This window comes from Pseudomonas syringae group sp. J248-6, from assembly GCF_032586995.1.
GTDB lineage: Bacteria > Pseudomonadota > Gammaproteobacteria > Pseudomonadales > Pseudomonadaceae > Aquipseudomonas > Aquipseudomonas amygdali.
In genome coordinates this window covers 54401-80620 of the sequence record NZ_JAWHOP010000024.1, presented here as the reverse complement: position 1 = coordinate 80620, position 26220 = coordinate 54401, and the positions used below count along the sequence as shown (strand labels likewise).

Genomic DNA, 26220 nt, shown 5'->3' with positions numbered 1-26220 from the left:
TGAATACTTACCCATTTGAACACCCCCATGAGGTCGGATTGGTGTCCAACTTCTTGGGGGCAGTTCACTGGAGCGTGAGGAACGATCGGCGTCCGGGAGAGCACCTACAACTATCGTGCGACGCTCCGCGTCGCATGCCTTTCTGGACGCTCTGCGTCCTCTCTTAAAGTGCTTAAACGCTCTTCATCAACCCCGCACACGCTGCCTTGTAAGCCTCGTGCTGATACTTGTTAAGCGTATCAGGCAGGGCAAAAGCGTGTTTCTTGTTCTGCGCATTAATGGTCTGCGGCGAGATAAGCGCTACATCGCAATCGGACATCAGTTGAAAGATGGTTTCGATCTTGAATGTGGTCGGGCCGCCGGCGAATTCGCCTTTCTTGCTGCGTTTTTTGATGGCGATGTGGCTGACGCCGTGTTCGCGTACGAAGCTGGCGAGCTGCGTAGCGAAAGCCTTGACGTTGGCAGGCTCTTCATCGTCCTCCAGCGCGATCTTTTTCGTGGCCAGCGGCAGATGAGCGAGCCCGCTGCTCTGCCGAGTGGCAAGGGCGAATATGGCTTCGCTGCCTTTGATTTCTACACCGCAAATAATCATGAGAAAACCTGATGAGCTCGTTCATATAAAGAAGCAGGTTATCTCATCGTAGACGTTATTCCTGTGCAATCGACTCCAGGTACTCCGAGCGCTCGTCGCTCATGCGCGCAATGCAGTCGTTTTCACTGATGGTGAATGCTTTGCTGCCTGCCGCAGAAGGGAATACCTCAACGGCACAATCTGCGTCACGCAGCTTCTCCCAGGCTTGCTGGGCGGTCTTGAGTTTGCTGGTAAAGTCGTTGAATTGCGTCTTGTTGGCAACGAACTGCGACTGAACACGCTTGAGCAGGTTGTTGAAGTTTTCCTTGAGCAATTCTTCTGCAGTCGTGCGGCTGTAAACCGAGCACTCCAGAGTCTGCTTGTCATCGTCAACACCGTCGCAAGGCGAGACATCCGGGTTCTGAGCAGCCTGTACGCCTGTCACAGCCGTTGCCATCAGGGCCAGGGTCAGCAAAAACGTTTTCATCGAGTCGCTCCGATCCATTGATACGCTGGATTCTGTCTCAAGCGCGAGACAATGAACAGGTTTACGACATCGTGGGGCGATACGCCGTCACCCTTTGTCGCATCTTGACGCTTTCGGCAAACCCCCTGTCGTTTTTGCACCCGGTTCACGCGACCCTCCGGCATATGCTGACCCCATTAGCGCCGACAGCCGATTCGGCGCGCCGGAATCAAAAAAGGGGACAGCCTGATGAGCCCAGCCGAATTGCACGCCGACAGCATCGTTATTGACGGGCTGATCATCGCCAAGTGGAACCGCGAGCTGTTTGAAGACATGCGCAAGGGCGGCCTGACCATGGCCAACTGCACGGTGTCGGTATGGGAAGGCTTCCAGGCCACTATCAACAGCATCTGCAGCAGCCAGAAACTGATGCGCGAGAACAGCGACCTGGTCATGCCGGTGCACACCACCGCTGACATTCGCAAGGCCAAGGAACTGGGCAAGACCGGCATCCTCTTCGGCTTCCAGAATGCGCATGCCTACGAAGACCAGATCGGTTACGTCGAGATATTCAAGCAACTGGGCGTCGGCATCGTGCAGATGTGCTACAACACCCAGAACCTGGTCGGCACCGGCTGCTACGAACGCGACGGCGGGCTGTCGGGTTTCGGACGTGAGATCGTCGCTGAAATGAACCGGGTCGGAGTAATGTGCGACCTGTCCCACGTCGGCTCGAAAACCTCGGAAGAGGTCATACTCGAATCGAAAAAGCCGGTCTGCTATTCCCACTGCCTGCCGTCCGGCCTCAAGGAACACCCGCGCAACAAGTCCGACGCTGAACTGAAGTTTATTGCCGACCACGGCGGCTTTGTCGGCGTGACCATGTTCGCGCCGTTTCTGGCCAAGGGCATCGATTCGACCATCGACGATTACGCCGAAGCCATCGAATACGTGATGAACATCGTGGGTGAAGATGCCATCGGCATTGGTACTGACTTTACCCAGGGGCACGGTCAGGAGTTTTTCGAATACCTGACCCACGACAAGGGCTACGCCCGCCGCCTGACCAGCTTCGGCAAGATCATCAACCCGCTGGGCATCCGCACCGTGGGCGAGTTTCCCAATCTGACTGAAACGTTGCTCAAGCGCGGTCACTCCGAACGCGTGGTGCGCAAGATCATGGGCGAGAACTGGGTCAACGTACTGGCCGACGTCTGGGGCGAGTAATCCGCCAGCCACACCTTATCGAATTGAACCCCCGCGGCCTTTCAGGCGGTGGGTGTAACCCGAATCATCTGGAGTTTGACCCCCATGGCTAAAATCGCCCCGCAACTGCCTATCGAAGTCGACAGCGAAACCGGCGTCTGGACCTCCGATGCGTTGCCGATGCTCTATGTGCCCCGGCACTTTTTCGTCAACAACCACATGGGCATCGAAGAAGTGCTGGGTGCCGATGCCTACGCTGACATTCTCTACAAAGCCGGTTACAAGTCCGCCTGGCACTGGTGTGAAAAGGAAGCCGAATGCCACGGCCTGCAAGGTGTTGCCGTGTTCGAGCACTACATGAAGCGTCTGTCGCAACGCGGCTGGGGACTGTTCAAGATTCAGGACATCGATATCGAAAAAGGCACCGCCAGCGTGAAGCTTGAGCACTCCTGTTTCGTGTATGTCTACGGCAAGGTCGGACGCAAGGTCGACTATATGTTCACCGGCTGGTTTGCCGGGGCGATGGACCAGATACTCGCCGCCAGCGGCAGCTCGATCCGTACCGTAGCCGAGCAGGTTTACGGTGGCTCCGAAGAAGGTCACGACGACGGACTGTTTGTCGTCAAGCCGCTGTAAGTCGAGGATCGCGTTATGGCTTTCGAAGCGATGTTCCAGCCGATCCAGATTGGCAAACTGACAATCCGTAACCGTGTGCTGAGTACCGCGCACGCTGAGGTTTATGCCACAGACGGCGGCATGACCACCGACCGTTATGTGAAGTACTACGAAGAGAAGGCCAAGGGCGGTATCGGTCTGGCCATCTGCGGCGGCTCATCAAGTGTCGCCATCGACAGCCCGCAAGGCTGGTGGAAATCGGTCAATCTGGCCACCGACAGAATCATCCCGCATTTCCAGAACCTCGCCGACGCCATGCACAAGCACGGCGCCAAGATCATGATCCAGATTACTCACATGGGCCGTCGCTCGCGCTGGGATGGTGATCACTGGCCGACCCTGATGTCGCCGTCAGGCATTCGCGAGCCGGTACACCGTGCGACTTGCAAGACCATTGAGCCGGAGGAGATCTGGCGAGTGATCGGCAACTACGCCAGCGCAGCGGCGCGTGCCAAGGCTGGTGGGCTGGACGGGGTCGAGTTGTCGGCGGTGCACCAGCACATGATCGACCAGTTCTGGAGCCCGCGGGTCAACAAGCGCACCGATGAATGGGGTGGCAGTTTCGAGAACCGCATGCGCTTTGGTCTGGAAGTTATCAAGGCGGTGCGCAAGGAGGTCGGCCCCGACTTTTGTGTGGGCCTGCGCATCTGTGGCGACGAGTTCCACCCCGATGGCCTCAGTCACGAGGACATGAAGCAGATCGCCAAGTATTACGACGACACCGGCATGATCGATTTCATCGGCGTGGTGGGCTCGGGTTGCGACACCCACAACACCCTGGCCAACGTCATTCCGAACATGAGTTATCCACCGGAGCCGTTTTTGCACCTGGCGGCCGGGATCAAGGAAGTGGTCAAGGCCCCGGTGCTGCACGCGCAGAACATCAAGGACCCGAACCAGGCAACGCGAATTCTGGAAGGCGGCTATGTCGACATGGTCGGCATGACCCGCGCGCACATTGCCGACCCGCACCTGATCGCCAAGATCAAGATGGGCCAGATCGATCAGATCAAACAGTGCGTCGGTGCCAACTACTGCATCGACCGCCAGTATCAGGGGCTGGATGTGTTGTGCATCCAGAACGCTGCGACGTCCCGCGAATACATGGGCGTGCCGCACATCATCGAAAAGTCCACTGGGCCGAAACGCAAGGTCGTGGTAGTCGGCGCCGGTCCTGCCGGTATGGAAGCGGCTCGGGTATCTGCCGAGCGTGGCCATGACGTGACCCTGTTCGAGAAGAAGGAATTCATTGGCGGGCAGATCACTACCGCGTCCAAGGCACCGCAGCGCGACCAGATTGCCGGTATTACGCGCTGGTTCCAGCTGGAGCTGGCGCGCCTGAAAGTAGATTTGCGTCTAGGCGTTGCGGCCGATGCAGCAACCATCCTCGACCTGCGCCCAGACATCGTGGTGCTGGCGGTGGGCGGTCATCCGTTTCTGGAGCAGAACGAACACTGGGGCGCTGCCGAGGGGTTGGTGGTCAGCAGCTGGGACGTGCTGGATGGCAAAGTTGCGCCGGGCAAGAACGTGCTGGTCTACGACACCATCTGCGAGTTCACCGGCATGTCGGTAGCCGACTATCTGGCCGACAAGGGTAGCCAGGTCGAAATCGTCACCGATGACATCAAGCCGGGCGTGGCAATTGGCGGAACCTCGTTCCCGACCTACTACCGCAGCATGTACCCCAAGGAAGTGATCATGACCGGCGACATGATGCTGGAAAAGGTCTATCGCGAGGGCGACAAGCTGGTGGCGGTGCTGGAGAACGAATACACCGGTGCCAAGGAAGAGCGAGTGGTCGATCAAGTGGTTGTGGAAAACGGCGTGCGTCCGGACGAAGCGATCTATTACGCGCTCAAGGAAGGCTCGCGCAACAAGGGCCAGATCGACATCGATGCGCTGTTCGCCATTCAGCCACAGCCTTCATTGAGCCAGCCGGGCGACGGTTACCTGTTGTTCCGTATCGGCGACTGCGTGGCGCAGCGCAATACTCATGCAGCGATCTATGACGGCTTGCGCCTGTGCAAGGATTTTTGAGAACAGCTACAAGTTGCAAGCGGCAAGCTGCAAGTAGAAGCCTTTGCTCGGTGCTTTTTCTTGAAGCTTGCAGCTTGAGGCTTCCAGCTTAAAGCTTGCACCTTGAGGGCAACGTGATGCTAGACACCCTTCTTCCCATCCTGCTGTTCAGCGCCTTGGCCCTTGCGGCGCTGGGTGCGTGGCGGCGGGTGAGCATGTGGCGCAACGGACGGCCCTCGAAAGTCGACTTGCTCGGCGGTCTGCTGGCCATGCCCAAGCGCTATATGGTCGACCTGCACCACGTAGTCGCACGCGATAAATACATCGCCAACACCCACGTTGCCACTGCAGGCGGGGCGGTTGCCTCAATCGTGCTGGCGATTCTAGTGCACGGCTTCGGCCTGCATAACCGCGTTCTTGGCTACGCGCTATTGCTAATGACGGCGGTGATGTTTGTCGGAGCGGTATTTGTCTATAAGCGTCGTCTCAATCCGCCCGCGCGTTTGTCGAAAGGCCCGTGGATGCGTCTGCCGAAAAGCCTCATGGCGTTTTCAGCGAGTTTCTTTCTGGTCACGCTGCCGGTGGCGGGCATTCTTCCCGAGCATTTTGGTGGCTGGGTGCTGGTTGTGATCCTCGGGTTGGGCGTGTTGTGGGGCGTTAGCGAGCTGTTCTTCGGCATGACTTGGGGCGGCCCGATGAAGCATGCCTTTGCCGGGGCGCTGCACCTGGCCTGGCACCGGCGTGCCGAGCGTTTTGCTGGTGGACGTTCCACGGGCCTGAAACCTTTGGACCTGAACGATCGAACCGCACCGCTGGGTGTGGAGAAACCTCAGGACTTCACCTGGAACCAACTGCTGGGCTTCGACGCCTGCGTGCAGTGCGGCAAGTGCGAAGCGGCCTGCCCGGCGTTTGCGGCAGGCCAGCCACTCAACCCGAAAAAGTTGATTCAGGACATGGTGGTCGGCCTTGCCGGTGGCACCGACGCAAAATTTGCGGGCAGTCCCTATCCATCGCTGGATGGCAAAGGCAAGCCACTGGGCGAGCATGGTGGTAATCCGCATCAGCCCATCGTCAACGGGCTGGTGGACGCCGAAACGCTGTGGTCCTGCACCACATGCCGGGCCTGCGTCGAAGAGTGCCCGATGATGATCGAGCACGTCGATGCCATCGTCGACATGCGCCGTCACCTGACCCTCGAAAAGGGCGCAACGCCAAACAAGGGTGCCGAGGTGCTGGATAACCTGATCGCTACCGATAACCCCGGCGGTTTTGCACCGGGCGGGCGAATGAACTGGGCAGCGGATCTGAACCTGAGTCTGCTCAGCGAGAGAAAGAGTGTGGACGTGCTGTTCTGGGTGGGGGACGGCGCGTTCGACATGCGCAATCAGCGCACGCTGCGCGCCTTCGTCAAAGTGCTCAAAGCGGCCAGGATCGATTTCGCTGTGCTGGGCCTCGAAGAGCGCGACAGCGGTGACGTGGCACGGCGTCTGGGCGATGAGGCAACCTTTCAGGTACTTGCCCGACGCAACATTCAGACCCTGGCCAATTACAGTTTCAAGCGTATCGTGACCTGCGACCCGCACAGTTTTCATGTGCTGAAAAACGAATACGGCGCATTTGGCGGTGACTATCAGGTGCAGCATCACAGCACCTTCATGGCTGAACTGGTGCGCAATGGTGCCTTGAATCTGGGCCAGCACAAAGGCGCCAGCGTGACCTATCACGACCCGTGTTACCTGGGGCGCTACAACGGCGAATACGAGGCGCCGCGTGAAGTGCTGCGCGCGCTGGGGATCGAGATCAGGGAAATGCAGCGCTCGGGCTTTCGTTCCCGCTGCTGTGGCGGTGGTGGCGGCGCGCCGATTACCGATATCCCTGGCAAACAGCGGATTCCCGACATGCGCATGGACGACATTCGTGAAACCGCTGCCGAGCTGGTAGCAGTCGGTTGTCCACAGTGCACGGCCATGCTTGAAGGCGTGGTTGAACCGCGCCCGCTGATCAAGGATATCGCCGAGCTGGTGGCCGATGCGCTGATTGAAGAAGTTATCCCCAGCCCGTCTGTTGCCAGCAAACGTGAACCCGCGGAGGTGCACTGATGAGCGACATTATCCGCCGCGACCCTCGTGCCGAGTGGATCGCTCGCAATCGACTGCACCCGCTGCATGCCGCCATGCAGCCTGTGCAGAGCAGTTGGATGGGACCAAACGGTTTGCTGCGCAAGAACGTGCATGGCCTGGGTTTTATCGGTCCAAACGGTATAAAGCGCATCGACCGCAGCGGCGCTCAGCAGGGTGGCGCGGTCAAGCGTTCAGCCGTCGTCGACGTGCAGTTGCCACTGCATACCATCGTCGAGCCAGCGTTCTATATCACGGTGGTGCCCGATATGGTCGGCGGCCGCCTGAGCAGCCACGATCGCGACTTGCTGGGGCTGGCGCGTCAGCTTGCCGGAGTTGAAGGTGCCGTGCTGGCAGTGGTGTTCGGCGAACACAAGGAAACTGCTTTCGACGTTGCTGGCGTGGATCGGTTATTGATTATCGACGGTGCCGGGTTCGACGGTTATTCACCGGAACAGCGCGTGCAGGGTTTGCGAGCTGTGGATAACCAGTTCAACCCGCGCCACTGGCTGTTGCCGGACAGCCGTAGCGGCGGTGGCGAGCTGGGAAGACGTTTTGCCGCCAGCATCGGCGAGCGACCTGCAACGCGGGTCTGGCAGGTCAAGGACCAGCTGTGCATAAGTCGCGCAGGCGCCGGTCGCGAAGACTTGGTTCGGCCTCTGCCCCGTCTGATTCTGGCCGCTGTAGAGTGCGCTGAACCGGTCAGCGATACCCGTCACGAGGTAGTGCCGGTCGAGTTGTCCACAGGCGTGGCGCGCAGCCTGCCGCGTATAGAGGACCTGGGAGCGGTTGCCGTCGATCCCGGAGTTATCCCCATGGCTGAAGCCGAATTCATTCTGTCTGGCGGCAATGGTGTCAAAGACTGGGATCTGTTTCATCAGACCGCTTCGGCACTCGGGGCCACCGAAGGGGCGTCGCGTGTCGCAGTGGACGATGGTTTCATGGGCCGCGAGCGGCAGGTAGGCGCGAGTGGCACCTGGGTGACCGCAAGGGTGTATGTCGCCGTCGGTATTTCCGGGGCCATCCAGCATCTGCAGGGTATCGGCGCCTGTGACAAGGTCATTGCGATCAATCTGGATGCGGGGTGCGACATGGTCAAGCGTGCAGATCTATCGGTCATCGGCGAGAGCGCCGAAGTACTTAAGGCGCTGATCGCCGCAGTCGAAGCCTGGCGCAGCGGAGGTAAGCGTGATGCAGCCTGAAGTGTCTGTGGATAAGCATGCGGTACAGATCATCAGTCTGGTGTCCATCGGGGCCCACCCGACATCAGGTCGTGCGCGCCGCGCCGAACAGGATGCGCGGGCCGTCGAGCTTGGCTTGCAGCTGGCTGGGGATAACTTGCAGGTACTGCACGCCGGCAATGCCGAAGAACCTGCGCTGCGCGCTTACCTTGGTATGGGGCTCAGCGAGCTGCATGTGCTGGAGCAACCCGAGGGCGCTGATGCGCTGGTCGCTCTGACTGACTACCTCCGCGATTCTGCCGCACAGGTGGTGTTGGCTGGCAGTCAGGCTGAAACCGGTGAAGGGTCGGGCATGCTGCCCTTTCTGTTGGCTGAAAGGCTGGGCTGGCCATTGGTGACCGGTCTGGCTGAAGTCGAGTCGCTGAACAACGGTACCGCAGTGGTGTTGCAGGCTCTGCCTCGCGGCCAGCGTCGTCGGCTGAAGGTCCGCCTGCCGTTTCTGGCCACTGTGGATAACGCGGCTCCCAAACCTCGACAGAGCGCATTCGGGCCCTCACAGCGTGGCACGCTGGACACCGAAAGAGTTCAGGTCGTTGCCGATGAGTTATTGACCAACCAATCGCTGCAGCCAGCCAGACCGCGGCCTAAACGCCTGAAAGTGATCAAGGCCAAGAGCGGCGCTGATCGCATGAAAGCCGCCACTGCCAAGGCCAGCGGCGGCGCAGGCCAAGTGCTGAAGGGGCTGTGCCCGGAAGAGGGCGCAGCCGCGATTCTGAAGCTGTTGATCGATGAGGGCGTCGTAAAGTAAGGCTATGGTCTTGTGCTGCCCTCTTTGATGGGCGGTTTGCCTTTCTGCTCGGAGAGAGGCCGGGAGTAGGCATAGGAAATACTCCCGTCTAGACCATCGCCATTACTGACCTCGACTTTTACATCCGCGTTTTCGTAACTGCGGTTGAAACTCGAAATGGTGATGGGTAGCAAAATGGCTCGTTTGAACGTCACGCCTGTACGGCCTTGACCAATATTCTTTTCGGGAAGACTTACGCACAATCCCTGTGCGTGTGCCTGTGGATAATGTGTTCGTGAACGTCTGAAGGGCCTGTAGAACGTGGCTTTTGGAGTGGTGTTCAAAAAACGATCAATCTAACTCTTTATTTTCATTGCATTTTTTTTGTGGATAAATGCGCACTGCCATCTGCCAGCCACTGGGTTTGCCCACAATCTCTGTGAGCGTGCTTGTGGACAAGTTGTTTGTGATTACCTGCAAGCCTTGTAAGTAAAGGCTTTGGAGGTTTTGTATGAAAAATGATCAAAGCAGGGTTTTGTGTGCGGCGTTGGTTCATTCGGGTGGTTTTTCAGCCATTTCATACGTTGTCCACAGCAGGCCGGGTGATTGGGACGAAGTTGTACCCAAAGTCTGTTGGCGCTTCTGTGGATAAGGTGTTTGCGCTCCTCTGTAACCCAGTGAAACTGTGGGCTACAAGGTTTTGAGCAAAAAATGTACAGGTGCCATGTTTGCAAGTTGATCTGGATAAGTGATTGTTATCCAGTGCATTCCTGCGTCAGCGCAACGACTCACCCACATGAACGCTTTGAAGGCTGTGTGGATAAGTCATTTCGTCGCTATATTTTCAAGCCCGTCTCATCGGCTATGGCAGCAGGTACCTGACGCCACGAGGATCACAGCCATTTTTTCGGCAAACCGGGATAAAGTTTGCCGCCTGCTTGCTCCACCCAAAGCGCCCACAACGTTGGTGCACTCCCTGGCTTCCAGTCTATTTGTGAGGTGTGAGGATTGAGACAGATATAGGTGTCGCCGCCATACGTCACTTTATCCCCCTCCAAATAGGATTGAGCTGTTTTCCACTCAGGAATCGCTGCGCTGGTCGAAGCGTGTACAACATTGCTTGGGCCAGACAGGTTTTTCTCTGTATCGAGCGCGCCGGCAAGACACTGATACGTTTTAGCCGCTGTTAGTCCTTCCACAGTGTACTTGAGTGTTGTGGCGTCGAGACTCACTGTCTCCCCGCCAAAGGTTATGAGGCGGTAGGACGCGACACCCAGTGCACTGAAAGACGCGTCCCACTCTAATGAAACACTGGTCATTGTTGCAGCGGTCTGGCGTAAGTTGCCTGGTGGCGTAGGGCGATCGTCAGAGGGCTCGGACTTTGTAGTGACCAAGAGCGTTTCAGAGCGCTCAGAGCTGTTTCCCACGCTGTCAATCGCCTGGATCTGATAACCATAAAGACGGCTGTGCAAGACACTTGTGTCAGTAAAGGGTGCGCTTTCAACGCGCTGTAAAAAAACATTATCCCTGAAGAGGTCATATTGGACGTGAGCAACTTTCGCCTTGCTCCAGTCGAGCGTTACCGACGTTGTGGTCTGTTCGGTGGATTTGAAGTCGAGAGGCAGTGACGGGTTACCGGGCACAGGTGTTTCGCCAGCGGTCTTGACCTTTAATACATTACTGACCTCTGACCACTGAAGTTCGGTATCTTGTGCAACGACGTAGTATTCATACTGAGTATCGGCAGTGACGTCGCTATCGGTATACGCGGTCGTTACGCTTGCGATCGTTTGAAAAGGCCAGCCATTGCGGCCAATTTGATACCTGACGATTTGGCTATCGCTGGTAGACGGTGTCCACGTTAGCGACACGCTGCTCTCGGTGACCTCCGCGAGGCTCAATACAGGTGTCGTCGGTTTTGCATCGCCTCCGCCTTCACTCTGTGTACGCACGGTGAGTGCGGCCGAGAATTCGGATGTGTTGCCTATGACATCAATTGCACGCACCTGGTAACTGTAAGCAGTACCGGGCTGAAGGCCGGTATTGTTATAAACAGGGTTGTCTACAAGAAAGGAGTCCGCACCGTTACGACGCAATTCATATTGCAAGACCGGTTGCGGGCCTTCCGAGAGTGACCAGTTCAGTTTCACCGACGTTGCAGTTTTTTCGGTTGATCTGAGATCAGCAGGTACTGATGGTTTTTCCGGTACAGGTGTTTCGCCTCCGGTGAGATAACCGTAGCGGTTCACGAACTCCCAGTTGTACTCCTCGCCGCTTTTGTCCTTGCCGGCGTCCCAGTTGACTGACCAGGTCATCAGCCCGCGAATCGGATTGCCGGCGTCTTCCAGCTCTTGCAGTGCATCCTTGACGTCCTGCGGATCAACCACGTAACCGGTGGCGGCGGCGTCATTGTTGGTCGGTAGACCAATGGCCAGCCTGTCGGCCGGAATTTTAGTGAAGCCACGCGTGCCGTGGATCAAGCTGTCGGTCAGGTAGTAAATAAACTCTTTCTTATGGGCGTCGTTGTTTTGAGTGACCCACAGGTTCAGCTCATCAACCCATATACCATCGCCGCCCTGGTTATAATACTGTGGCGCGATAAAGTCATAGATGTCTTCCAGTGCGTTGATGTAGGCCAGGTAAGCGCCGCCGCTTCTCAACGATTCCAGAAACGTCACGACGTCTTTTAGGAACGGAAAGTACGTAGTGATTTCTTTCAATAAAGGCAGTTTTTTGCTGACTCTAAGGTAAGGAAATTCCGGGGCCATGCTGATGATGAAGTGCTTCCCTTCTGTCTCGTAATACTCGCGCACCATCCTCAACGCAGCGGGTAATACGGTCTGGTTATCGGCAAAGGTAATAGCAGCTTGTTCAAGGTCGATATCCAGGCCGTCAAAGCCATAGGTTTCAACCAGACGAATAATTTCATAGGCCAGTGCATCTTCCTGACCGGCATGCAACTCAATATGCGCGTCAGCCCCGCCAAGAGAAATCAGCACTGCACGGCCTTGTGCATTCAGTGCTGCCACCTGAGCGCGAAACGCATCATCACTCAGGTTATAAGGTTTGAAGGTGGGAATGCCGGCACCTTTCATGAAGGCCACGGCCACGACGTTATACGCTTCGGGTATGTCGGTCAGCGCCATCTCTTTGAAGAGGCCTTGCTGGTAACCTTGACCGGGTTCGGAAGGCCAGTTATGCCAGAACCCCATGAGAATATTTTTGCCCTTTATATCCGGCATGGCCGAGGCGGCATCGGTTGTTTTGTTTTTATATTGATTAATGATTTTTGGGTTGAGCATAGTCCGTGTCTCCTTCCGTTGGATTGACTTCAACGAGAGTTGATCACGAGAGGGGTTTTCAGGTAACTGTCAGAAATGACGGTATCGGCGGAGGAGTTGTTGTGCGGGGGAAACGGGAAATTCGTCAGTCGACGATCGTTTGAGCAGGCTCACCTCGCTGGAGAGTGAGCCGTACTCAGTATTGCCAAGGGCAGGTGTGCCCTCTACTCGTGATTCACCGCCACGCCCTTCAGATAGGGTGCAGGCTCTGCCCCGAGGTTTTCCAGCATGCGCGAGCTGTACCAGTCGACGAAGTTGACCACGCCGAACTCATAGGTTTTCGAATAAGGCCCGGGTTGATAGGCGGTAGAGTTAATGCCGCGCTGGTTTTCTTCGGCAAGACGGCGGTCCTGATCATTGGTGGCATCCCAGACCTGGCGCATGCGTTCCACGTCGTAGTCCACACCCTCGACTGCATCCTTGTGGACAATCCATTTGGTCGTAACCATGGTTTCCTGCGCACTTATCGGCCACACCGTGAATACGATGATGTGATCGCCCATGCAGTGGTTCCAGGAGTGCGGCAAATGCAGAATACGCATCGAGCCCAGGTCCGGGTTCTGGATGCGGCCCATCAGTTTTTTGCAGCCGACCTTGCCGTCCAGGGTCATCGACACCGTGCCTTTGAGCAGCGGCATACGCACGATACGGTTACGCAGGCCGAAACTGGCGTGGGCGTAGGGGATTTTCTCGGCGTCCCACGCAGCAGCAGATGCGGCCACGTGATCCTTGAAGGCCTGATCGGCACGCGGGTCTGTGACATCGTCCCATTCCAGCAGGGTTTTGAGCAGCTCAGGGTGCGAGCCACCGCAGTGGTAGCACTCGCGGTTGTTCTCCAGTACAAGCTTCCAGTTGGCCTTTTCCATCAAGGTGGTTTGCACCGCCACCTTGGTGTTCTCCATATCATAGGGTTCCATGTAGTGCCGCAGCGTCGACAGGAACTCGTCGATGGCAGGCGGGTTCTCCGCCAGGCTGATGAAAATGTAACCGCCTGCGGTCTTGACGTGCACCGGCTTGAGGCCGAACTGCTTCATGTCGAAGTCGTCGCCCATTTCAGTGCCCGCATACAGCAGGCGGCCATCCAGCTCGTAGGTCCACTGGTGATAGTGGCAAACCAGTTTGGCGACCTTGCCTTTCTCTGCGGTGCACAGGCGCGAGCCGCGATGGCGGCATACGTTGTGGAACGCGTTGACTGCACCGTCCGGACCACGCACCACCAGGATCGGGTTCTTGCCGATCTGCAGCGTCAGGTAATTGCCCTTGGTCGGGATCTCGCACGTCATCCCGGCAATCAGCCACTCCTTGTGAAAGATTTCCTGCATGTCGATTTCAAACAGTCGGTCATCACTGTAAAAAGGCTGCGGCAGCGAGTAGGTGCGCTCGCGATTCTGCAGCATCTCGGCAGTGGCCTTGCGTGCAGGTTCCAGCGGATCGCCCAGGCTCAAGGTTGCGGTGACGTCCATCGATTAAATCCCTCATGACCGCGGCATGGGCGGCCTGCGAATGTGGCTGATACGGGTGTGATCGCGTTGCACGCATGACGATAGATCAGTCAATCATGCTCATGACCCTTGGTGGCGAGTGTGGAGCCGGGCGCTGAGTGAACCTTATCCATGGGCGACATGGCCGCATCCGTTCCCGACGCGACAGCCCTTGTTGTCCGGGGCTGGTCGCGGTAAGTACGTGAATGTCGTTGATAGGTAAATGGCCGCCTCGCGCGTTACGCAGAATCCGCAGCATGAGAGGCCGACAGTCGGCCGTGGAGATCGAGTATGTCGCAAAGTTTCCTGAGCCCGGTCACGACCCAGACATGGGCCAACGGTCGCCACCTGGTACGTGTCGTCAAAGTCATCCAGGAAACCTGGGATGTGCGCACTTTCTGCTTCATGGCCGACCAGCCGATCATGTTCTTTTTCAAGCCAGGGCAGTTCGTGACCCTGGAGCTGGAGATCGATGGTCTGCCGATCATGCGCTCTTACACCATCTCCAGCTCACCGTCGGTGCCCTACAGCTTTTCGATCACCGTCAAACGCGTACCGGGCGGCAAGGTCTCCAACTACCTGCACGACACACTCAGTGAGGGTCAGGAACTGGCCGTGCACGGGCCGGTCGGGCTGTTCAATGCCATCGATTTCCCCAACCCGAAGATTCTCTACCTTAGCGGTGGCGTCGGCATCACGCCGGTGATGTCCATGGCGCGCTGGTTCTATGACACCAACGCCAATGTCGACATGGTGTTTGTGCACAGCGCCCGCTCGCCCAAGGACATCATCTATCACCGTGAGCTGGAGCACATGGCATCGCGGATCGATAACTTCAGCCTGCATCTGGTCTGCGAAAAGCATGGGCTGGGTGAACCGTGGGCCGGTTATCGCGGCTACCTGAACCAGAAAATGCTTGAACTGATGGCCCCGGACTTCATGGACCGCGAGGTGTTCTGCTGCGGGCCGACGCCGTACATGGCGGCGGTCAAGCGACTGCTGTTGGAAAACGGCTTCAACATGGCGCAATACCATGAAGAGTCGTTCGGCGCGACACCGCCTGAGGCGCGGGCCGATGCAGTCGAGCAGGCTGAAATCGCCGCCGACGCGCCGGATGTCGACGCCGCCGACCTGCATCAGGTGGAATTCACCGACACCGGCAAGAGCATTCGCGTGGCCCCGGGCGAAACCGTCCACGCCGCCGCCGCCAAACTCGGCCTGATGATCCCCAAAGCTTGCGGTATGGGGATTTGCGGCACCTGCAAGGTCATGAAACTGAGCGGCGAAGTAGAAATGGAGCACAACGGCGGTATCACCGATGAGGATGTTGCAGAGGGCTACATTCTGTCCTGCTGCAGCGTACCGAAGGGGGATGTGCGGATTGAGTATTGAGGCATTCGTCTCGTGTCTTTAGATTTAATGTGTTTCTGTATCATAAAGATGATTTACACAATGACCTCGAAGGGTAATCATCGGTTTTCTGTTTAGGGCATTGCGAGCTGCAATGCCGGTATTCCACAGGACGTGTGATGTTACAAAATAATCGTCACAATCTGGAGCTTGAGAAGCTGCAATTGGAATGTCGCAAGCTCGTTGCAGAAACGCGAAAGCTGTTGTCTGAAGACAAAAAACTGAAACGAGAGGCTTTCTGGTATCCGTTTCTGGTGGGCGCGGGACTTATAACTGCAGGTAGCGCAGTCCTCAAGCTGCTTGCTCCAAGCTGACCGACCGACGAGGAGTCCAGGCGATCTCTTGAAATTTGCGGGTGAACGGTTCAGATTGCTTTCATAGGGCTCGCGATAGGCCTGCACTATATTTTTACAGGACGAATCATGGATACCTTAACTTCAAAAGTTGATTCACCCGTAAGTCGTGAAATAGCCGATCTGGACGCACGCATGAATGCAAAGGAGTCGTTTGCATCGCGCATAGGCCTTTTGCCGTTCGCCACAGGAGCCCTGGCCGCGCTTGCCACATTGATTGCAGTGCAAGTCATTAGCCGCCTGTAGCGTTTCTTCCTTACTTCCCTCCTTCCTTCATCAGCAGCAGCCCTTGTATCCGGGCTGTTGCCTGTTCAAGACCGGACGCAGAGCGCCCGGAAGTGCATTCCGACGCTGAGCTTCGCACGATAGTCGAGATTATCGTTGCGCACGCTCCGGTGTCGGAATGCCTGTCGTGGCGCTCTGCGTCATACATCTGCGTCGCGCTGCGTAGTCAGGATTTAGCCGGGACTTCATGACCCACTGTGACTCTGCTTATAAGCCGCCAGCGCTGGCAGCAGTTGCTGGTCGATGGCCTGGCGGACGGCGGGGAGGAGGGTGGCACTGCCGGTCAGGAGTTGCTCTACCAGACGTCGCAGGGCTGTAGCGCGTTCGACGTTCAGGCCGCAAACGGCTTGCGCGCAGGCTTGTTCAGCGGTTGCGCCGCCGGGTGCTTCGAAGCCCAGGGCTCTGAGTTGGCCGAGCAGGTCTTCCTGGTCAATCAAATCTGCGTGCATCATGGCTTCTGTTCCTTTGATCGGGCTTTTTTCCGATTCTGGTAGGGCAGACTGCCAAGGGCAAGTCCTGTGCGTCGCGCATGGCAGGATTGACTACAGGTACGTCGTTTTCAGTTCAGGTCATGCTATTCGATTTGCAGGTTTTCTATTGTGTTGTCGACCATGACCTTTGCCATGTCCACCAGGTGCATGATGGTGAGCGTCATGTCTCGCTGCGCGCCGGTCATGCTGTCGCTGAATTCAAAGGCGCTGGTTGCAGCACAGCGCAGCAGGTCGCTGGCATACATCAGCGCATCTTCATGGCTGACTTTGGGGCGGGCGTTGAAGAGGGGTGGGTCGGGGACGATTTTTAGCATGTGATGTATCTCCTGGAGTTTTAGAAGACCATCACCGTCGGCTACTAAGCGAGGGTGGTGATCATGCGCAGGTAGTAGCCCGGTCCAGGAACCCCGGTGCATCCGAAGATGCCCCACGCACGACCACCATAAAAAATGCAGGCCGTGAAAGGGCACCTGCACAAGGTGGCGCAATGCGCCTGGATTTAACGAGGGCTACTAATCCTCATCGCTGAATATGCAGCGACGGGCGCAGAGTAGTGATCGAAATCGGCAGGCACAAGGGGGCGGGAGTTTCTCGGAAATTTCCTTCAAACGAAAGAGACGAGTCCCGCAAATTCGTTACAAATTCTTGTTCATTGCTCAGGTTTGCTAAACTGCGCAGCTTGCCAGGAGCTGCCATGAATTACCGTCACGCCTACCATGCCGGCAACCACGCCGACGTGTTCAAACACCTGACTCTGACTCGCTTGATCGCCCTCATGGCGCGCAAGGAGCAGCCGTTCGCCTATCTCGACACCCACGCGGGGTTGGGGTTATACGACCTCAAGGGCGATCAGGCCACCCGCACCGGAGAGTGGCTGGAAGGCATCGGCCGTCTTTGGGATGCACCGGACTTGCCCGCGCTGGCCTCCGATTACTTGCAAGTGCTGCACGACATGAACCCCGACGGCGAGCTGCGCTACTACCCCGGCTCGCCGGAGCTGGCCCGCCGCCTGACTCGCGAGCGCGAGCGTGTGCTGCTCAACGAGAAGCACCCCGAAGATGGGCGTCTGCTCAAGGAAAACATGAAGGGCGATCGCCGAGTGGCAGTGCATCTGGGGGAAGGCTGGCATGTGCCACGCGCCTTGCTGCCGGTGGCTGAGAAGCGTGCCGTGATGCTCATTGACCCGCCGTTCGAGCAGCTCGATGAAATGAAACGCTGCGCTGTAGCGCTCAAGGAAACCATCGGACGCATGCGTCAGACGGTGGCTGCTATCTGGTACCCGATTAAGGACCCGCGCCTGCTGCGGCGTTTTTATCAGGACCTGGCCGAGACTGGCGCACCCAAATTGCTGCGCGTCGAGCTGTTCGTCCACCCGCTGGACACACCGGCCAGCCTCAACGGTTCAGGCCTGGCCATCGCCAACCCGCCTTGGGGTCTGGAAGAAGAATTGCGCGAGCTGATGCCGTACCTCGCCCAGAAACTGGGCCAGACCCAGGGCGGCTGGAAGATGGACTGGTTGATTGCGGAGTAGGCTTGCCTGCATCCATCACTACGTACCCATGCGGAGCACTCAGCGTTGTACACAGATCCTGGCAAGCCCAGAAGACTGTGTAGGGCGTGTAGGTGCGTACCGTGCAACGCTCCACTGGTTCGCGATCTGCCGGGAACCGGCAGCAAAACCGCTTGCCTCGGTGCATCAGATACAGCCGAGTTGGCCGGTTTTGGGGCCGCTTCGCAGCACATCGCGGACAAGTCCGCTCCTACGCCCTCCGGGCAGAAGCCCGTTTCCTGACGACCCGGCAGGGGCGTGTATCAAGCCGGCATGCACACACCCGTGCCGCCCAGCCCGCAGTAGCCCTGTGGGTTCTTGGCCAGGTATTGCTGGTGGTAGGCTTCGGCAAAGTAAACCGTCGGTGCCTGTTCGATTTCGGTGGTGATGCTGCCCAGACCGGCCTTGTTCAGTTCCGCCTGGAAGGTCTCTGCACTGGCTTTGGCGGCGTCGAGCTGCTCGGGAGTGGTGCAGTAGATCACCGAACGGTACTGAGTGCCGATGTCATTGCCCTGACGCATGCCTTGAGTCGGGTTGTGTACTTCCCAGAACACTTTGAGCAGGTCTTCGTAGCTGATTTTCGCTGGCTCGTAGACCACCAGTACCACTTCGGTGTGGCCGGTCAGCCCGGAGCAGACTTCTTCGTAAGTCGGGTTCGGGGTAAATCCGCCCGCATACCCCACGACCGTGCTCACCACACCTTCCTGTTGCCACAGGCGGCGTTCTGCGCCCCAGAAGCAACCCAGGCCGAAGATGGCGAATTCCACATTGCTCGAAAACGGTCCCAGCAGCGGGTTGCCGTTGACGAAATGAGTTTCCGGAAGCGCCATAGGCGTTTCACGACCCGGCAGTGCTTGTTCGGCGGTGGGCAGTACGTTTTTGTTCACTAGAATTTCCGAGCGCAGAGTCATGAACCATATCCTCTCGTTTAGAGACAGGCAGCAGGGGCCAGGACAGATGAGCAGAGTTACATAGGTCCCGTTACACGCACAAACAAGTGCTGCCGTGTAATAACAGCCTGACAGTGTGCCCGAGAGAGCAGGGGGCAGGGAAGGTTGTCAGGCGGACGGACGACGCGGGTAGCGCTTCAGTTTCTCGATCAGCTCTTCGCCGGGGATAGGCTTGTCGAACAGATAGCCCTGGCCCACATCGCAACGATGACGGCGCAGGAACGTCAACTGTGCAGCGGTTTCAATGCCTTCGGCGACCACTTTGAGCTTGAGGTTGTGGGCCATCGCGATGACCGCAGAGGTGATTTCCATGTCGTCTTCATCATCCGGAATATCGCGGATGAAGCTGCGATCGATCTTGATCACATCAATGGGGAATTTCTTCAGGTAGCTGAATGAGGAGTAACCGGTGCCGAAGTCATCCATGGCCAACGACAGGCCAAGCTTCTTCAGCGAGTCCAGCTGCTGGCGCGTGTCTTCGGTGGCTTCCAACAGCAGGCCTTCGGTCAGTTCCAGTTCCAGCAGCGAAGGATCCAGCTCTTCTTCTCTGAGGATAGCGGCAATCGATGACACCAGTTCGGGGTCGGAAAACTGCTTGGGTGACACGTTGATCGCTACCTGCAAATTACCGAAACCAGCGGCGGTGAGGTCCTTGCTCATGCGGCAGGACTGGCGAGCGACCCACTTGCCGATGGGGATGATCAAGCCGGTTTCTTCCGCCACGCTGATGAACTGATCGGGGCGGATCATGCCTTTTTCAGGATGATTCCAGCGCAGCAGCGCTTCCATGCCCAGCAGACGACCGGTCAGCAGACACAGCTTGGGCTGGTAGAACACCTCCAGTTCGTTCTGGGTCAGGGCGCGGCGCAGGTTGTTTTCCACAAACAGCTTGTAACTGGCCTCGGCATTCAATGCTTCGGTAAACACCTGAACCTGATGTTTGCCGTTGGCTTTGGCCTTGTGCAGGGCCAGACCTGCGTTTTTCATCAGGGTCTGCGGGTCACGACCGTGCAGCGGCGCGCAGGCAAGGCCCACCGAGCCGGTGACGCTGATCAGCTGATTGTCGACGAACATCGGCTTGTCCAGCGTGGCCAGTACCTGACTGGCGGTGGCCTGTCCGGCTTCCTGATCCGTGTTGTCGAGCAGTACGGCAAATTCGTTACTGGCAAAGCGCGCCAATACATCGGACGGGCTCAAGGTGTTGCGCAGGCGCCGCGCCAGGCTGATCAACAGTTTGTCACCGGTCTGGTGGCCGAGGCTGTCGTTGATGCGCTTGAAGTTGTCGATGTCGACCAGCAACAGGCTCATCGGCGTGTCGGTGTCACGGGCAAAACGTTCGTCCAGGTTGCGGATGAAGGCCGGACGGTTGCCCAGATTGGTCAGGTTGTCAGTGTAGGCCAGGCGCTCGATACGCTGCTGGGCCAGCTTGCTCTGAGTGATGTCTTCATAGATGCCGATGTAGTGCGTCAGCTCGCGATTATCGCCATACACCTTGGAAATCGACAGCTGGCCCCAGTAGGGTTCGAGGTTCTTGCGTCGACTTTTGAACTCACCCTGCCAGCTGTTGCTGTTGGTCAGGCTGGAGTTGGCTTCCAGCAACAACTGGTTGAGGTTTTCCAGCGCAGGCAGTTCCGAGAGCTTGTGCCCGGAGACCTCATCGGAACTGTACTGCGTGATCGCCGTGAAGCTTGGGTTGACGTATTCGACCACGCCGTTGCAGTTGACCAGCAGAAAGGCGTTGGCGCTTTGTTCGACCGCACGCTGGAACAGGTGCAGCGCATTGGTCGCGGCCCGACGGTTGTGGTTGTTGATGACCTGGGCGAACTGGTCGGCCAACTCGCCAGCGAAGGCGATCTCGTCGGACTGCCACTCGCGTATCGAGCCGGACTGTTCCAGGCAGAGCACGCCAATGACCTGGCCATCGATACGAATACTCGCATCGAGGACCGCCTTGTCTTCTCCAGGCGTCAGGCTTTCGGCCATTTCGCGGGTGCGCGGGTCGGTCTGGATATTGCTAGCGTCAATCGCCCTGCTGGTATTAAGCGCTTGCAGATAGGTGGGGTAGGCGCTGATATCAATCGGAGTACGCGACTGATAGTCGCCGCTTTCGCGACGATAGTCGGTGATCGGCTCCAGACGCTTGTCGGTGAGGTTCCAGATACTGACATGATCGACGTCATAAATGTCGCAAGCGCTTTTGGTGATCAGCTTTGCCGCTTCCAGCAGCGTATTGGCTGTGGTGTAACGATGCCGGGTCAGGCGCAGGATCAGGTCCTGCTGGGCACGCACGCGTTCCAGGTGGGCAAACTGGTCACGCTGGGCGCGCTGGTTGAGTTCAAGGGCAATCTGCAGGCGCAGGTTGCGGGTTTCGAGATCGGAGTCAGTGGCGCTCTCGCTTTCTGTGACAAGGCCATCGACGATCAGAAAATAACCACGCAGCAGATGACGATTGTGCTGCTTGTAGGCTTCGCCGATTTCCAGCAAGCCAAGCGCGCCCTTGGGGCTGTGCAGGGTGTAGCGAATCAGGTAATTCGGAGAAGAAGCCAGTTGCTGCTGGATGTCGTCATGCAGTTGATAGCGTGCTTGCGGCTCCATGAGGCTGGCATAAGGGGATCCAATCAAGGCGCAAAGGTCGACGGCGGGCAGGCCGAACTGCTTTTCGCAATTCGGATCGAGAAACAATAGCGCCCAATTGGCTTCATTCAGCCGCTCGAAACGCAGCATGCCCAGGCGCGAAGGCACTGGCAATTGCGTCACTACCTCGGCTGCGGATCTACCGGCAGCATCGGTTTGGCTTTTCATGAACAAACTCGCTTCCGAAATACTAGTCGCGACGGGCGTAAACCCCACTTTCGCGTATGGCAAGGTTGCATGATGCGGCTCGTGCTTACAAGAGACCACAGTGGCTTAGTGCTATAAAAGTGTCGGCCGGTTGCCCAGGTTCTTCAATGTATCTGGTCGGATACTTGAAAATGCTCGTTTTTCGGGCAAAGTCCCTGTTTTAAAGGGGGATTTCGCCATGCAGGTTTGCTCTTGTCCAGAAGGGTTGTCAATCAGGTTGTCGCGGCCTTGGCCTCCTTCGCTGGCAACTGCAGGAAAATCCCGGCGGCAAACATGGCCAGAACTCCGACGCTCAGGAACGTCAGCTGGAAAGCCTCCAGCACGCTGCTGAGCTCGCCGGTGGCAACTTCTTCGCTGAAACCGCCCAACAAGGCCGCAGCGCTTGCGACCCCAAGGCTCAGCGAGAGTTGGGCCACCACCGAGAGCAGGCTGTTGCCGCTTGCCGCGCTGGCATCGTCCAGATCGATCAGGGTGACGGTATTCATCGCTGTGAACTGCAAGGAGTTGACCGCGCCGAGCAGGCCCAGATGCACCAGCAAAACCCAGTACGGCGTCTGCACATCGACCAGTGCCAGGCTTGCCAGCAGGATGCCCAGCAGCAATGTGTTACCGGTCAGAATGAGGCGATAGCCCATATGCTCGATCAGCCAACGCGCTACCGTCTTGGCGAACATTCCTGCAGCTGCCAGCGGCAACATGCTCATGCCCGCCTCGGAGGGCGAATACCCCAGCGCCACTTGCAGCAGCAACGGGATCAGGAACGGCAAGGCTCCGCTGCCCAGACGGGCGAACAGATTGCCCAGAATACCGACGGCAAATGTCCGGGTGCGAAACAGCGAAGGGGCGAACAACGGCGATTCGATGTGCCCGGCGCGCAGCCAGTAGGCCGCCAGGCAGCCCATCCCGGCAAACAGCAACAGCACCACGCGCATATGTGGCAGGTTCAGCTCGCCCAGCCCCTCGAGGGCAATGGTGATCAGCACCATTGCCGCGCCAAACAGGATAAACCCGATGCCGTCAAAACGCGTTCGACCGCCTCCGGGAAGGTCGGGGATGAAGTGTTTGACGGCATAGCAGCCGATAATCCCGACTGGAATATTGAGCAGGAAAATCCAGTGCCAGCTCAGGTACTCGACCATCCAGCCGCCAAGCGTCGGCCCCAGCAACGGTCCCAAAAGACCGGGCACGGTGATAAAGCCCATGATCCGTACCAGCTCCGAGCGAGGATACGCACGTAAGACGATCAGGCGTCCGATGGGCAGCATCAGCGCGCCACCCAGCCCCTGAATCACCCGCGCCGCCACCAGCACGTTGAGTGACCAGGACAGCGCGCACAGCAACGAGCCGAAGCTGAACAGCAAAATGGCGCTGAAGAAGATGCGCTTGATCCCGAACCGATCGGCAATCCAGCCCGAGGCCGGGATCAGCAGTGCGATGGTCAGCATGTAGGCGATAACCACCGACTGCATGCGCAGGGGGTCTTGCGCCAGCGAGCTGGCCATGGACGGCAGGGCGGTGTTGAGGATCGTGCCGTCCAGGCTTTGCATGAAGAACGCAATGGCGATGACCCAGGGCATCCAGCGCAGGGTCTTTTCATCCATGATTGGCGCTGCTGAGTTCGACATAAGCTCCTGCTACAAGGTTAGGGTGAGTCGGCTTATCAGAGCGCCGGGCAGTTGAATCGACCCCGTCTGGCGCTGAGTGTAGGTACTCGATTGAAGAATCAGTTCCCGCTCGCGAGTCAGGTCCTCCAGTGCGCTACCCAACAGGCTGTAGGCGCTGTCATCGAAACGCATGGTGCTGACCGGTGCAACGATCTTGCCGTCTTCGACCCAGAATGTTGCGAAACGTGTCATCCCGGTCAGACGTGCGGCAGCGCGATCCGAAAAGTTCAGGTACCACAGGTTGCTGATGTAAAGGCCTGTGCCGAGCTTTTCAAGGATCTGGTCCAGCTCCAGCGAGCCGCCGGCAATGCTCAGTGCGCTTGGACCTTCGCCATAATCCGCGCCGTTGGCAGGCAGGTCGTACTCAGCGGCGCTGCTCGAGTCCACCAGTCGCTCGCGGGCCTGCCCATTTACGATCAGCTTCAGGTCCTTGCGCGGGTAGCCTTCGCGTGAGAAGGCTGGCGAGAGCGAGCCACTGACTTGCTCGTCGAAGCTGATCAGCGGGCTGAAATGAGTCTCGCCGTCATACAGCCTTTGCAACGGGCTGCGCTTGCTGGCCACCGCTTGCGCGGAAAAGCCGCCCCAGCTGAGCATGCCAATGACTTCGTCCAGTGCCGCCGGAGCCAGATAGGCGCGGTATTGACCGGGCTTGAGGGTGTGCAGTGGACGGCCGAGAAATTCGAGCTGCTCACGGGCCTGCTGAAAGCGTTGCACGAACGCTTCGTTGTTCCAGTCGTGACCTGCGTAATTGGCTTTCACCGCCTGGCCGTTTTCATGAAACAGGCTCCAGTCGAAATTGAAGCTGTTGGCCTGATGCCAGCCCAGCGCTCCCCACGAACTGGCGAAACCCCGGTACAGCGGGCCAGCCGCGTAAAAACCCACCAGATCGAGGTCGCCTGACAGTTGGCTGATCTGCTCGACCACTTTTGCACTGTCCGGCAGCGGTAAGTCCTGCACATTGCTGCTCTGCCAGGCCTGTGTGTTAGGCAACAGATACGGGTCTTTCGCCAGCGAAGGCAGGGTTTCGCGCAACTGCTGCAAGGCGTTGGAAAGGCGCCGAGTGTCGGTCTCCTGATCTCCGGACAGGGTCACTTCCAGGTTGGCATGACGTCCGTCGTCGATCAGTTTGAAGGTTGCAATGACCTGCTGCACGCTCCCGGCCTGCCGAACCTGGCCGTGGTTGAAGCGAATGAAGTCGGACGCTTCGGCGTCGTAGGCCAGGGTGAAGTGTTCCGTCGGGCTGATGGCAGCCTTGAGCACGGCGACCAGCGCCTCGAACTGCTGTTGGTGTGACATCAGGCATCCCCTCCAAACACATCGACATTGGCAAAAACACACGCCGGAGAGGCATGGCCTACACGGATCACCTGATTGGGTTCACCCTTGCCACAGTTGGGCGTGCCCAGCACTTTGAAGGTACTGGCATCACCGACTGCGCTGAGGTTTTTCCAGAACTGTGCAGAAATCGCCCGATAGTTGGGGTTCTTCACCACGCCCTTGAGTTCACCGTTTTCAATTAATTGGCCCCATTCGCAGCCGAACTGGAACTTGTTGCGCGCGTCGTCGATGGACCAGGAGCGATTGCTCGACATCAGGATGCCGTGCTCGATGTTACCGATCAGGCCGTCCAGTGACTGGTCGCCCGGTTCGATGTTCAGGTTGGCCATGCGATCGATGGGCGCACGGTTCCAGCCGCAGGCGCGGCTGTTGGCGACCCCGTCCAGGCCGCTGCGGTATTGCGACAGTGCGCCGCCGAGCGGGCGTTGCAACAGGCCGTCACGAATCAGGAACTGTTTACTGGCGGCCGTGCCATCGTCGTCGTGCGCGTAGCTGGCCAGTTGTTCAGGAATGTCCGGGTCGAACGTCACGTTCAGCAGGCTGGAGCCGTATTGCAGGGTGCCGAAATCGGTCGTCTTGACGAAGCTGGTACCTGCGTAATTACGCTCGTCGCCGAGAATCCGGTCCAGTTCCAGCGGATGGCCGATGGACTCGTGAATCTGCAGCACCATCTGATCCGGCATCAGCAGCAGGTCGCGTGGGCCTGACGGTGTGTTGGGTGCGAGGATAAGCTGCAAGGCCTCATCGGCGACGTTGGCCGCAGAGCCGATCAGACCGCAACTGCTCAGTACTTCAAGACCGCCCTGTTGGCCGAAGTTGTCGCCGCCCAGGTTACGCGTCTGGCTGTCACGGCCATCGTAGGCGGTGACGCTCAGGCCCGGAAAAACGAAGCGCTGCGCCTGACGAAGCTCTGCGCCCGCGGTGTTCAGGTAAATCTGCTCAACCGTTTCCAGCCCCAGTACGGCCTGCCAGTTGACCAGCCGTTCGTCTTTCGGGACGGCGCTGGACTCGGCCATCAGCAGGCCGATGCAGTCGCTCAGTGGCGGGAAGGCTTGATCCATGTGCGGCGACAGATAGTCAGCCTTGGCGGTCGAGACAGCTTGATCGCTCAGGTTCAGCAACGCGTGTGGTGCCAGGCGACGTGCCAGCGCTTCGGCCTGCTGCAAGGCGGCTTGCAAACCCCGAAGGGAAATGTCGTTGGTGGCGGCGTAGGCTTCAACACCGTTCAGGCGCACGGTCAGCATTGCGCCCTCGTCGCTGCTCAGCGACGGTGGCTCGGCCACATTCTTGCGCACGCACAGGCGCTGGCCGGTGCGGTGCACGTAACGTACGGAAAAAAATTGCGCTTCACTCTGCAGAGCAGCGAAATGCTGCTTGAGCCGGGCGGAGAAATCGAACATGCAGACAAGCTCCTTCTTGAGGGTGGTCAGTGAAGTGCGGGCGGCCTTTTGAGCCGATTACCGTTGAGAGGGAGATTACCCTCCACGATTGCCAGGCT

General features: G+C 58.1%; 21 protein-coding genes. 10 read left to right on the top strand and 11 right to left on the bottom strand.

What is annotated here, in order from left to right; genetic code table 11:
* Positions 1-172 precede the first annotated feature (172 nt).
* Together RYC17_RS23060 and RYC17_RS23055 are read right to left on the bottom strand one after the other, a co-directional pair.
* Entirely contained in the window at positions 173-592 is a 420-nt protein-coding gene (locus tag RYC17_RS23060) for a DUF3010 family protein (RefSeq protein WP_002555669.1), read from the bottom strand.
* 55 nt (positions 593-647) lie between these two features.
* Entirely contained in the window at positions 648-1058 is a 411-nt protein-coding gene (locus tag RYC17_RS23055; protein WP_002555668.1) for a lysozyme inhibitor LprI family protein, read from the bottom strand.
* A 228-nt stretch (positions 1059-1286) separates the two neighbouring features.
* Between RYC17_RS23055 and RYC17_RS23050 the strand changes: the two genes are divergently transcribed.
* From RYC17_RS23050 to RYC17_RS23025, 6 genes are all read left to right on the top strand, one after another.
* Positions 1287-2264: a dipeptidase gene (locus tag RYC17_RS23050; protein ID WP_004663330.1), complete on the top strand. Its 978-nt coding sequence runs from the start codon at positions 1287-1289 to the stop codon at positions 2262-2264.
* Between the two features lie 84 nt (positions 2265-2348).
* Positions 2349-2879, top strand: a complete 531-nt coding sequence (locus RYC17_RS23045; RefSeq protein ID WP_005613912.1) for a DUF5943 domain-containing protein — start codon at positions 2349-2351, stop codon at positions 2877-2879.
* Between the two features lie 15 nt (positions 2880-2894).
* Complete coding sequence (gene dgcA, locus RYC17_RS23040; protein ID WP_005746915.1) at positions 2895-4955, top strand: dimethylglycine demethylation protein DgcA; 2061 nt, start codon at positions 2895-2897, stop codon at positions 4953-4955.
* Positions 4956-5071: 116 nt separating this feature from the next.
* Positions 5072-7033: a dimethylglycine demethylation protein DgcB gene (gene dgcB / locus RYC17_RS23035; RefSeq protein ID WP_193601034.1), complete on the top strand. Its 1962-nt coding sequence runs from the start codon at positions 5072-5074 to the stop codon at positions 7031-7033.
* On the top strand, positions 7033-8253 hold the full coding sequence (locus RYC17_RS23030; RefSeq protein WP_058408333.1) for an electron transfer flavoprotein subunit alpha/FixB family protein: 1221 nt from the start codon (positions 7033-7035) through the stop codon (positions 8251-8253). Before dgcB ends, RYC17_RS23030 begins: the two co-directional genes overlap by 1 nt.
* Positions 8243-9040: an electron transfer flavoprotein subunit beta gene (locus RYC17_RS23025; protein WP_316904557.1), complete on the top strand. Its 798-nt coding sequence runs from the start codon at positions 8243-8245 to the stop codon at positions 9038-9040. Before RYC17_RS23030 ends, RYC17_RS23025 begins: the two co-directional genes overlap by 11 nt.
* A gap of 872 nt (positions 9041-9912) precedes the next feature.
* Here the strand turns inward: RYC17_RS23025 and RYC17_RS23020 are convergent.
* Together RYC17_RS23020 and gbcA are read right to left on the bottom strand one after the other, a co-directional pair.
* Entirely contained in the window at positions 9913-12321 is a 2409-nt protein-coding gene (locus RYC17_RS23020; protein ID WP_316904556.1) for a fibronectin type III domain-containing protein, read from the bottom strand.
* Between the two features lie 203 nt (positions 12322-12524).
* Complete coding sequence (gene gbcA, locus RYC17_RS23015) at positions 12525-13823, bottom strand: glycine-betaine demethylase subunit GbcA (protein WP_002555658.1); 1299 nt, start codon at positions 13821-13823, stop codon at positions 12525-12527.
* 309 nt (positions 13824-14132) lie between these two features.
* Between gbcA and gbcB the strand changes: the two genes are divergently transcribed.
* The 3 genes from gbcB (at position 14133) to RYC17_RS23000 (ending at position 15850) form a co-directional block, all read left to right on the top strand.
* The gene (gbcB, locus tag RYC17_RS23010; protein ID WP_005758176.1) at positions 14133-15233 is read left to right on the top strand and encodes a glycine-betaine demethylase subunit GbcB; all 1101 of its coding nucleotides are present in this window, start codon (positions 14133-14135) and stop codon (positions 15231-15233) included.
* A gap of 137 nt (positions 15234-15370) precedes the next feature.
* Entirely contained in the window at positions 15371-15565 is a 195-nt protein-coding gene (locus RYC17_RS23005) for a hypothetical protein (RefSeq protein WP_058408330.1), read from the top strand.
* Between the two features lie 108 nt (positions 15566-15673).
* Positions 15674-15850, top strand: a complete 177-nt coding sequence (locus RYC17_RS23000) for a hypothetical protein (protein WP_160329158.1) — start codon at positions 15674-15676, stop codon at positions 15848-15850.
* Between the two features lie 224 nt (positions 15851-16074).
* Here the strand turns inward: RYC17_RS23000 and RYC17_RS22995 are convergent, their stop codons facing one another.
* A complete protein-coding gene (locus RYC17_RS22995; RefSeq protein WP_058408329.1) occupies positions 16075-16341 on the bottom strand; it encodes a hypothetical protein in 267 nt (88 codons plus the stop codon).
* A gap of 122 nt (positions 16342-16463) precedes the next feature.
* Complete coding sequence (locus RYC17_RS22990; RefSeq protein WP_058408328.1) at positions 16464-16694, bottom strand: DUF6124 family protein; 231 nt, start codon at positions 16692-16694, stop codon at positions 16464-16466.
* Between the two features lie 380 nt (positions 16695-17074).
* Between RYC17_RS22990 and RYC17_RS22985 the strand changes: the two genes are divergently transcribed.
* Positions 17075-17911, top strand: a complete 837-nt coding sequence (locus tag RYC17_RS22985) for a 23S rRNA (adenine(2030)-N(6))-methyltransferase RlmJ (RefSeq protein WP_005744101.1) — start codon at positions 17075-17077, stop codon at positions 17909-17911.
* Between the two features lie 281 nt (positions 17912-18192).
* On the opposite strand, the gene msrA is transcribed toward RYC17_RS22985, so the two are convergent.
* The 5 genes from msrA to RYC17_RS22960 all read right to left on the bottom strand — a co-directional run bounded on the left by msrA (position 18193) and on the right by RYC17_RS22960 (position 26122).
* A complete protein-coding gene (gene msrA / locus RYC17_RS22980; protein ID WP_316904555.1) occupies positions 18193-18840 on the bottom strand; it encodes a peptide-methionine (S)-S-oxide reductase MsrA in 648 nt (215 codons plus the stop codon).
* Between the two features lie 147 nt (positions 18841-18987).
* Positions 18988-21681 (bottom strand): EAL domain-containing protein, encoded by a 2694-nt coding sequence (locus RYC17_RS22975; protein ID WP_316904554.1) that lies wholly within the window; start codon positions 21679-21681, stop codon positions 18988-18990.
* Between the two features lie 251 nt (positions 21682-21932).
* On the bottom strand, positions 21933-23345 hold the full coding sequence (gene mdtD, locus RYC17_RS22970; RefSeq protein ID WP_058408325.1) for a multidrug transporter subunit MdtD: 1413 nt from the start codon (positions 23343-23345) through the stop codon (positions 21933-21935).
* A gap of 9 nt (positions 23346-23354) precedes the next feature.
* Positions 23355-24680: a TldD/PmbA family protein gene (locus RYC17_RS22965; protein ID WP_058401180.1), complete on the bottom strand. Its 1326-nt coding sequence runs from the start codon at positions 24678-24680 to the stop codon at positions 23355-23357.
* On the bottom strand, positions 24680-26122 hold the full coding sequence (locus RYC17_RS22960; protein ID WP_230017039.1) for a TldD/PmbA family protein: 1443 nt from the start codon (positions 26120-26122) through the stop codon (positions 24680-24682). Before RYC17_RS22960 ends, RYC17_RS22965 begins: the two co-directional genes overlap by 1 nt.
* Between the last annotated feature and the right edge of the window lie 98 nt (positions 26123-26220).

Coding starts and splice junctions, on each gene's coding strand:
- RYC17_RS23060 (WP_002555669.1), bottom strand. CDS start 592: ATGATTATTTGCGGTGTAGAAATCAAAGGCAGCGAAGCCATATTCGCC.
- RYC17_RS23055 (WP_002555668.1), bottom strand. CDS start 1,058: ATGAAAACGTTTTTGCTGACCCTGGCCCTGATGGCAACGGCTGTGACA.
- RYC17_RS23050 (WP_004663330.1), top strand. CDS start 1,287: ATGAGCCCAGCCGAATTGCACGCCGACAGCATCGTTATTGACGGGCTG.
- RYC17_RS23045 (WP_005613912.1), top strand. CDS start 2,349: ATGGCTAAAATCGCCCCGCAACTGCCTATCGAAGTCGACAGCGAAACC.
- dgcA (WP_005746915.1), top strand. CDS start 2,895: ATGGCTTTCGAAGCGATGTTCCAGCCGATCCAGATTGGCAAACTGACA.
- dgcB (WP_193601034.1), top strand. CDS start 5,072: ATGCTAGACACCCTTCTTCCCATCCTGCTGTTCAGCGCCTTGGCCCTT.
- RYC17_RS23030 (WP_058408333.1), top strand. CDS start 7,033: ATGAGCGACATTATCCGCCGCGACCCTCGTGCCGAGTGGATCGCTCGC.
- RYC17_RS23025 (WP_316904557.1), top strand. CDS start 8,243: ATGCAGCCTGAAGTGTCTGTGGATAAGCATGCGGTACAGATCATCAGT.
- RYC17_RS23020 (WP_316904556.1), bottom strand. CDS start 12,321: ATGCTCAACCCAAAAATCATTAATCAATATAAAAACAAAACAACCGAT.
- gbcA (WP_002555658.1), bottom strand. CDS start 13,823: ATGGACGTCACCGCAACCTTGAGCCTGGGCGATCCGCTGGAACCTGCA.
- gbcB (WP_005758176.1), top strand. CDS start 14,133: ATGTCGCAAAGTTTCCTGAGCCCGGTCACGACCCAGACATGGGCCAAC.
- RYC17_RS23005 (WP_058408330.1), top strand. CDS start 15,371: ATGTTACAAAATAATCGTCACAATCTGGAGCTTGAGAAGCTGCAATTG.
- RYC17_RS23000 (WP_160329158.1), top strand. CDS start 15,674: ATGGATACCTTAACTTCAAAAGTTGATTCACCCGTAAGTCGTGAAATA.
- RYC17_RS22995 (WP_058408329.1), bottom strand. CDS start 16,341: ATGATGCACGCAGATTTGATTGACCAGGAAGACCTGCTCGGCCAACTC.
- RYC17_RS22990 (WP_058408328.1), bottom strand. CDS start 16,694: ATGCTAAAAATCGTCCCCGACCCACCCCTCTTCAACGCCCGCCCCAAA.
- RYC17_RS22985 (WP_005744101.1), top strand. CDS start 17,075: ATGAATTACCGTCACGCCTACCATGCCGGCAACCACGCCGACGTGTTC.
- msrA (WP_316904555.1), bottom strand. CDS start 18,840: ATGACTCTGCGCTCGGAAATTCTAGTGAACAAAAACGTACTGCCCACC.
- RYC17_RS22975 (WP_316904554.1), bottom strand. CDS start 21,681: ATGAAAAGCCAAACCGATGCTGCCGGTAGATCCGCAGCCGAGGTAGTG.
- mdtD (WP_058408325.1), bottom strand. CDS start 23,345: ATGTCGAACTCAGCAGCGCCAATCATGGATGAAAAGACCCTGCGCTGG.
- RYC17_RS22965 (WP_058401180.1), bottom strand. CDS start 24,680: ATGTCACACCAACAGCAGTTCGAGGCGCTGGTCGCCGTGCTCAAGGCT.
- RYC17_RS22960 (WP_230017039.1), bottom strand. CDS start 26,122: ATGTTCGATTTCTCCGCCCGGCTCAAGCAGCATTTCGCTGCTCTGCAG.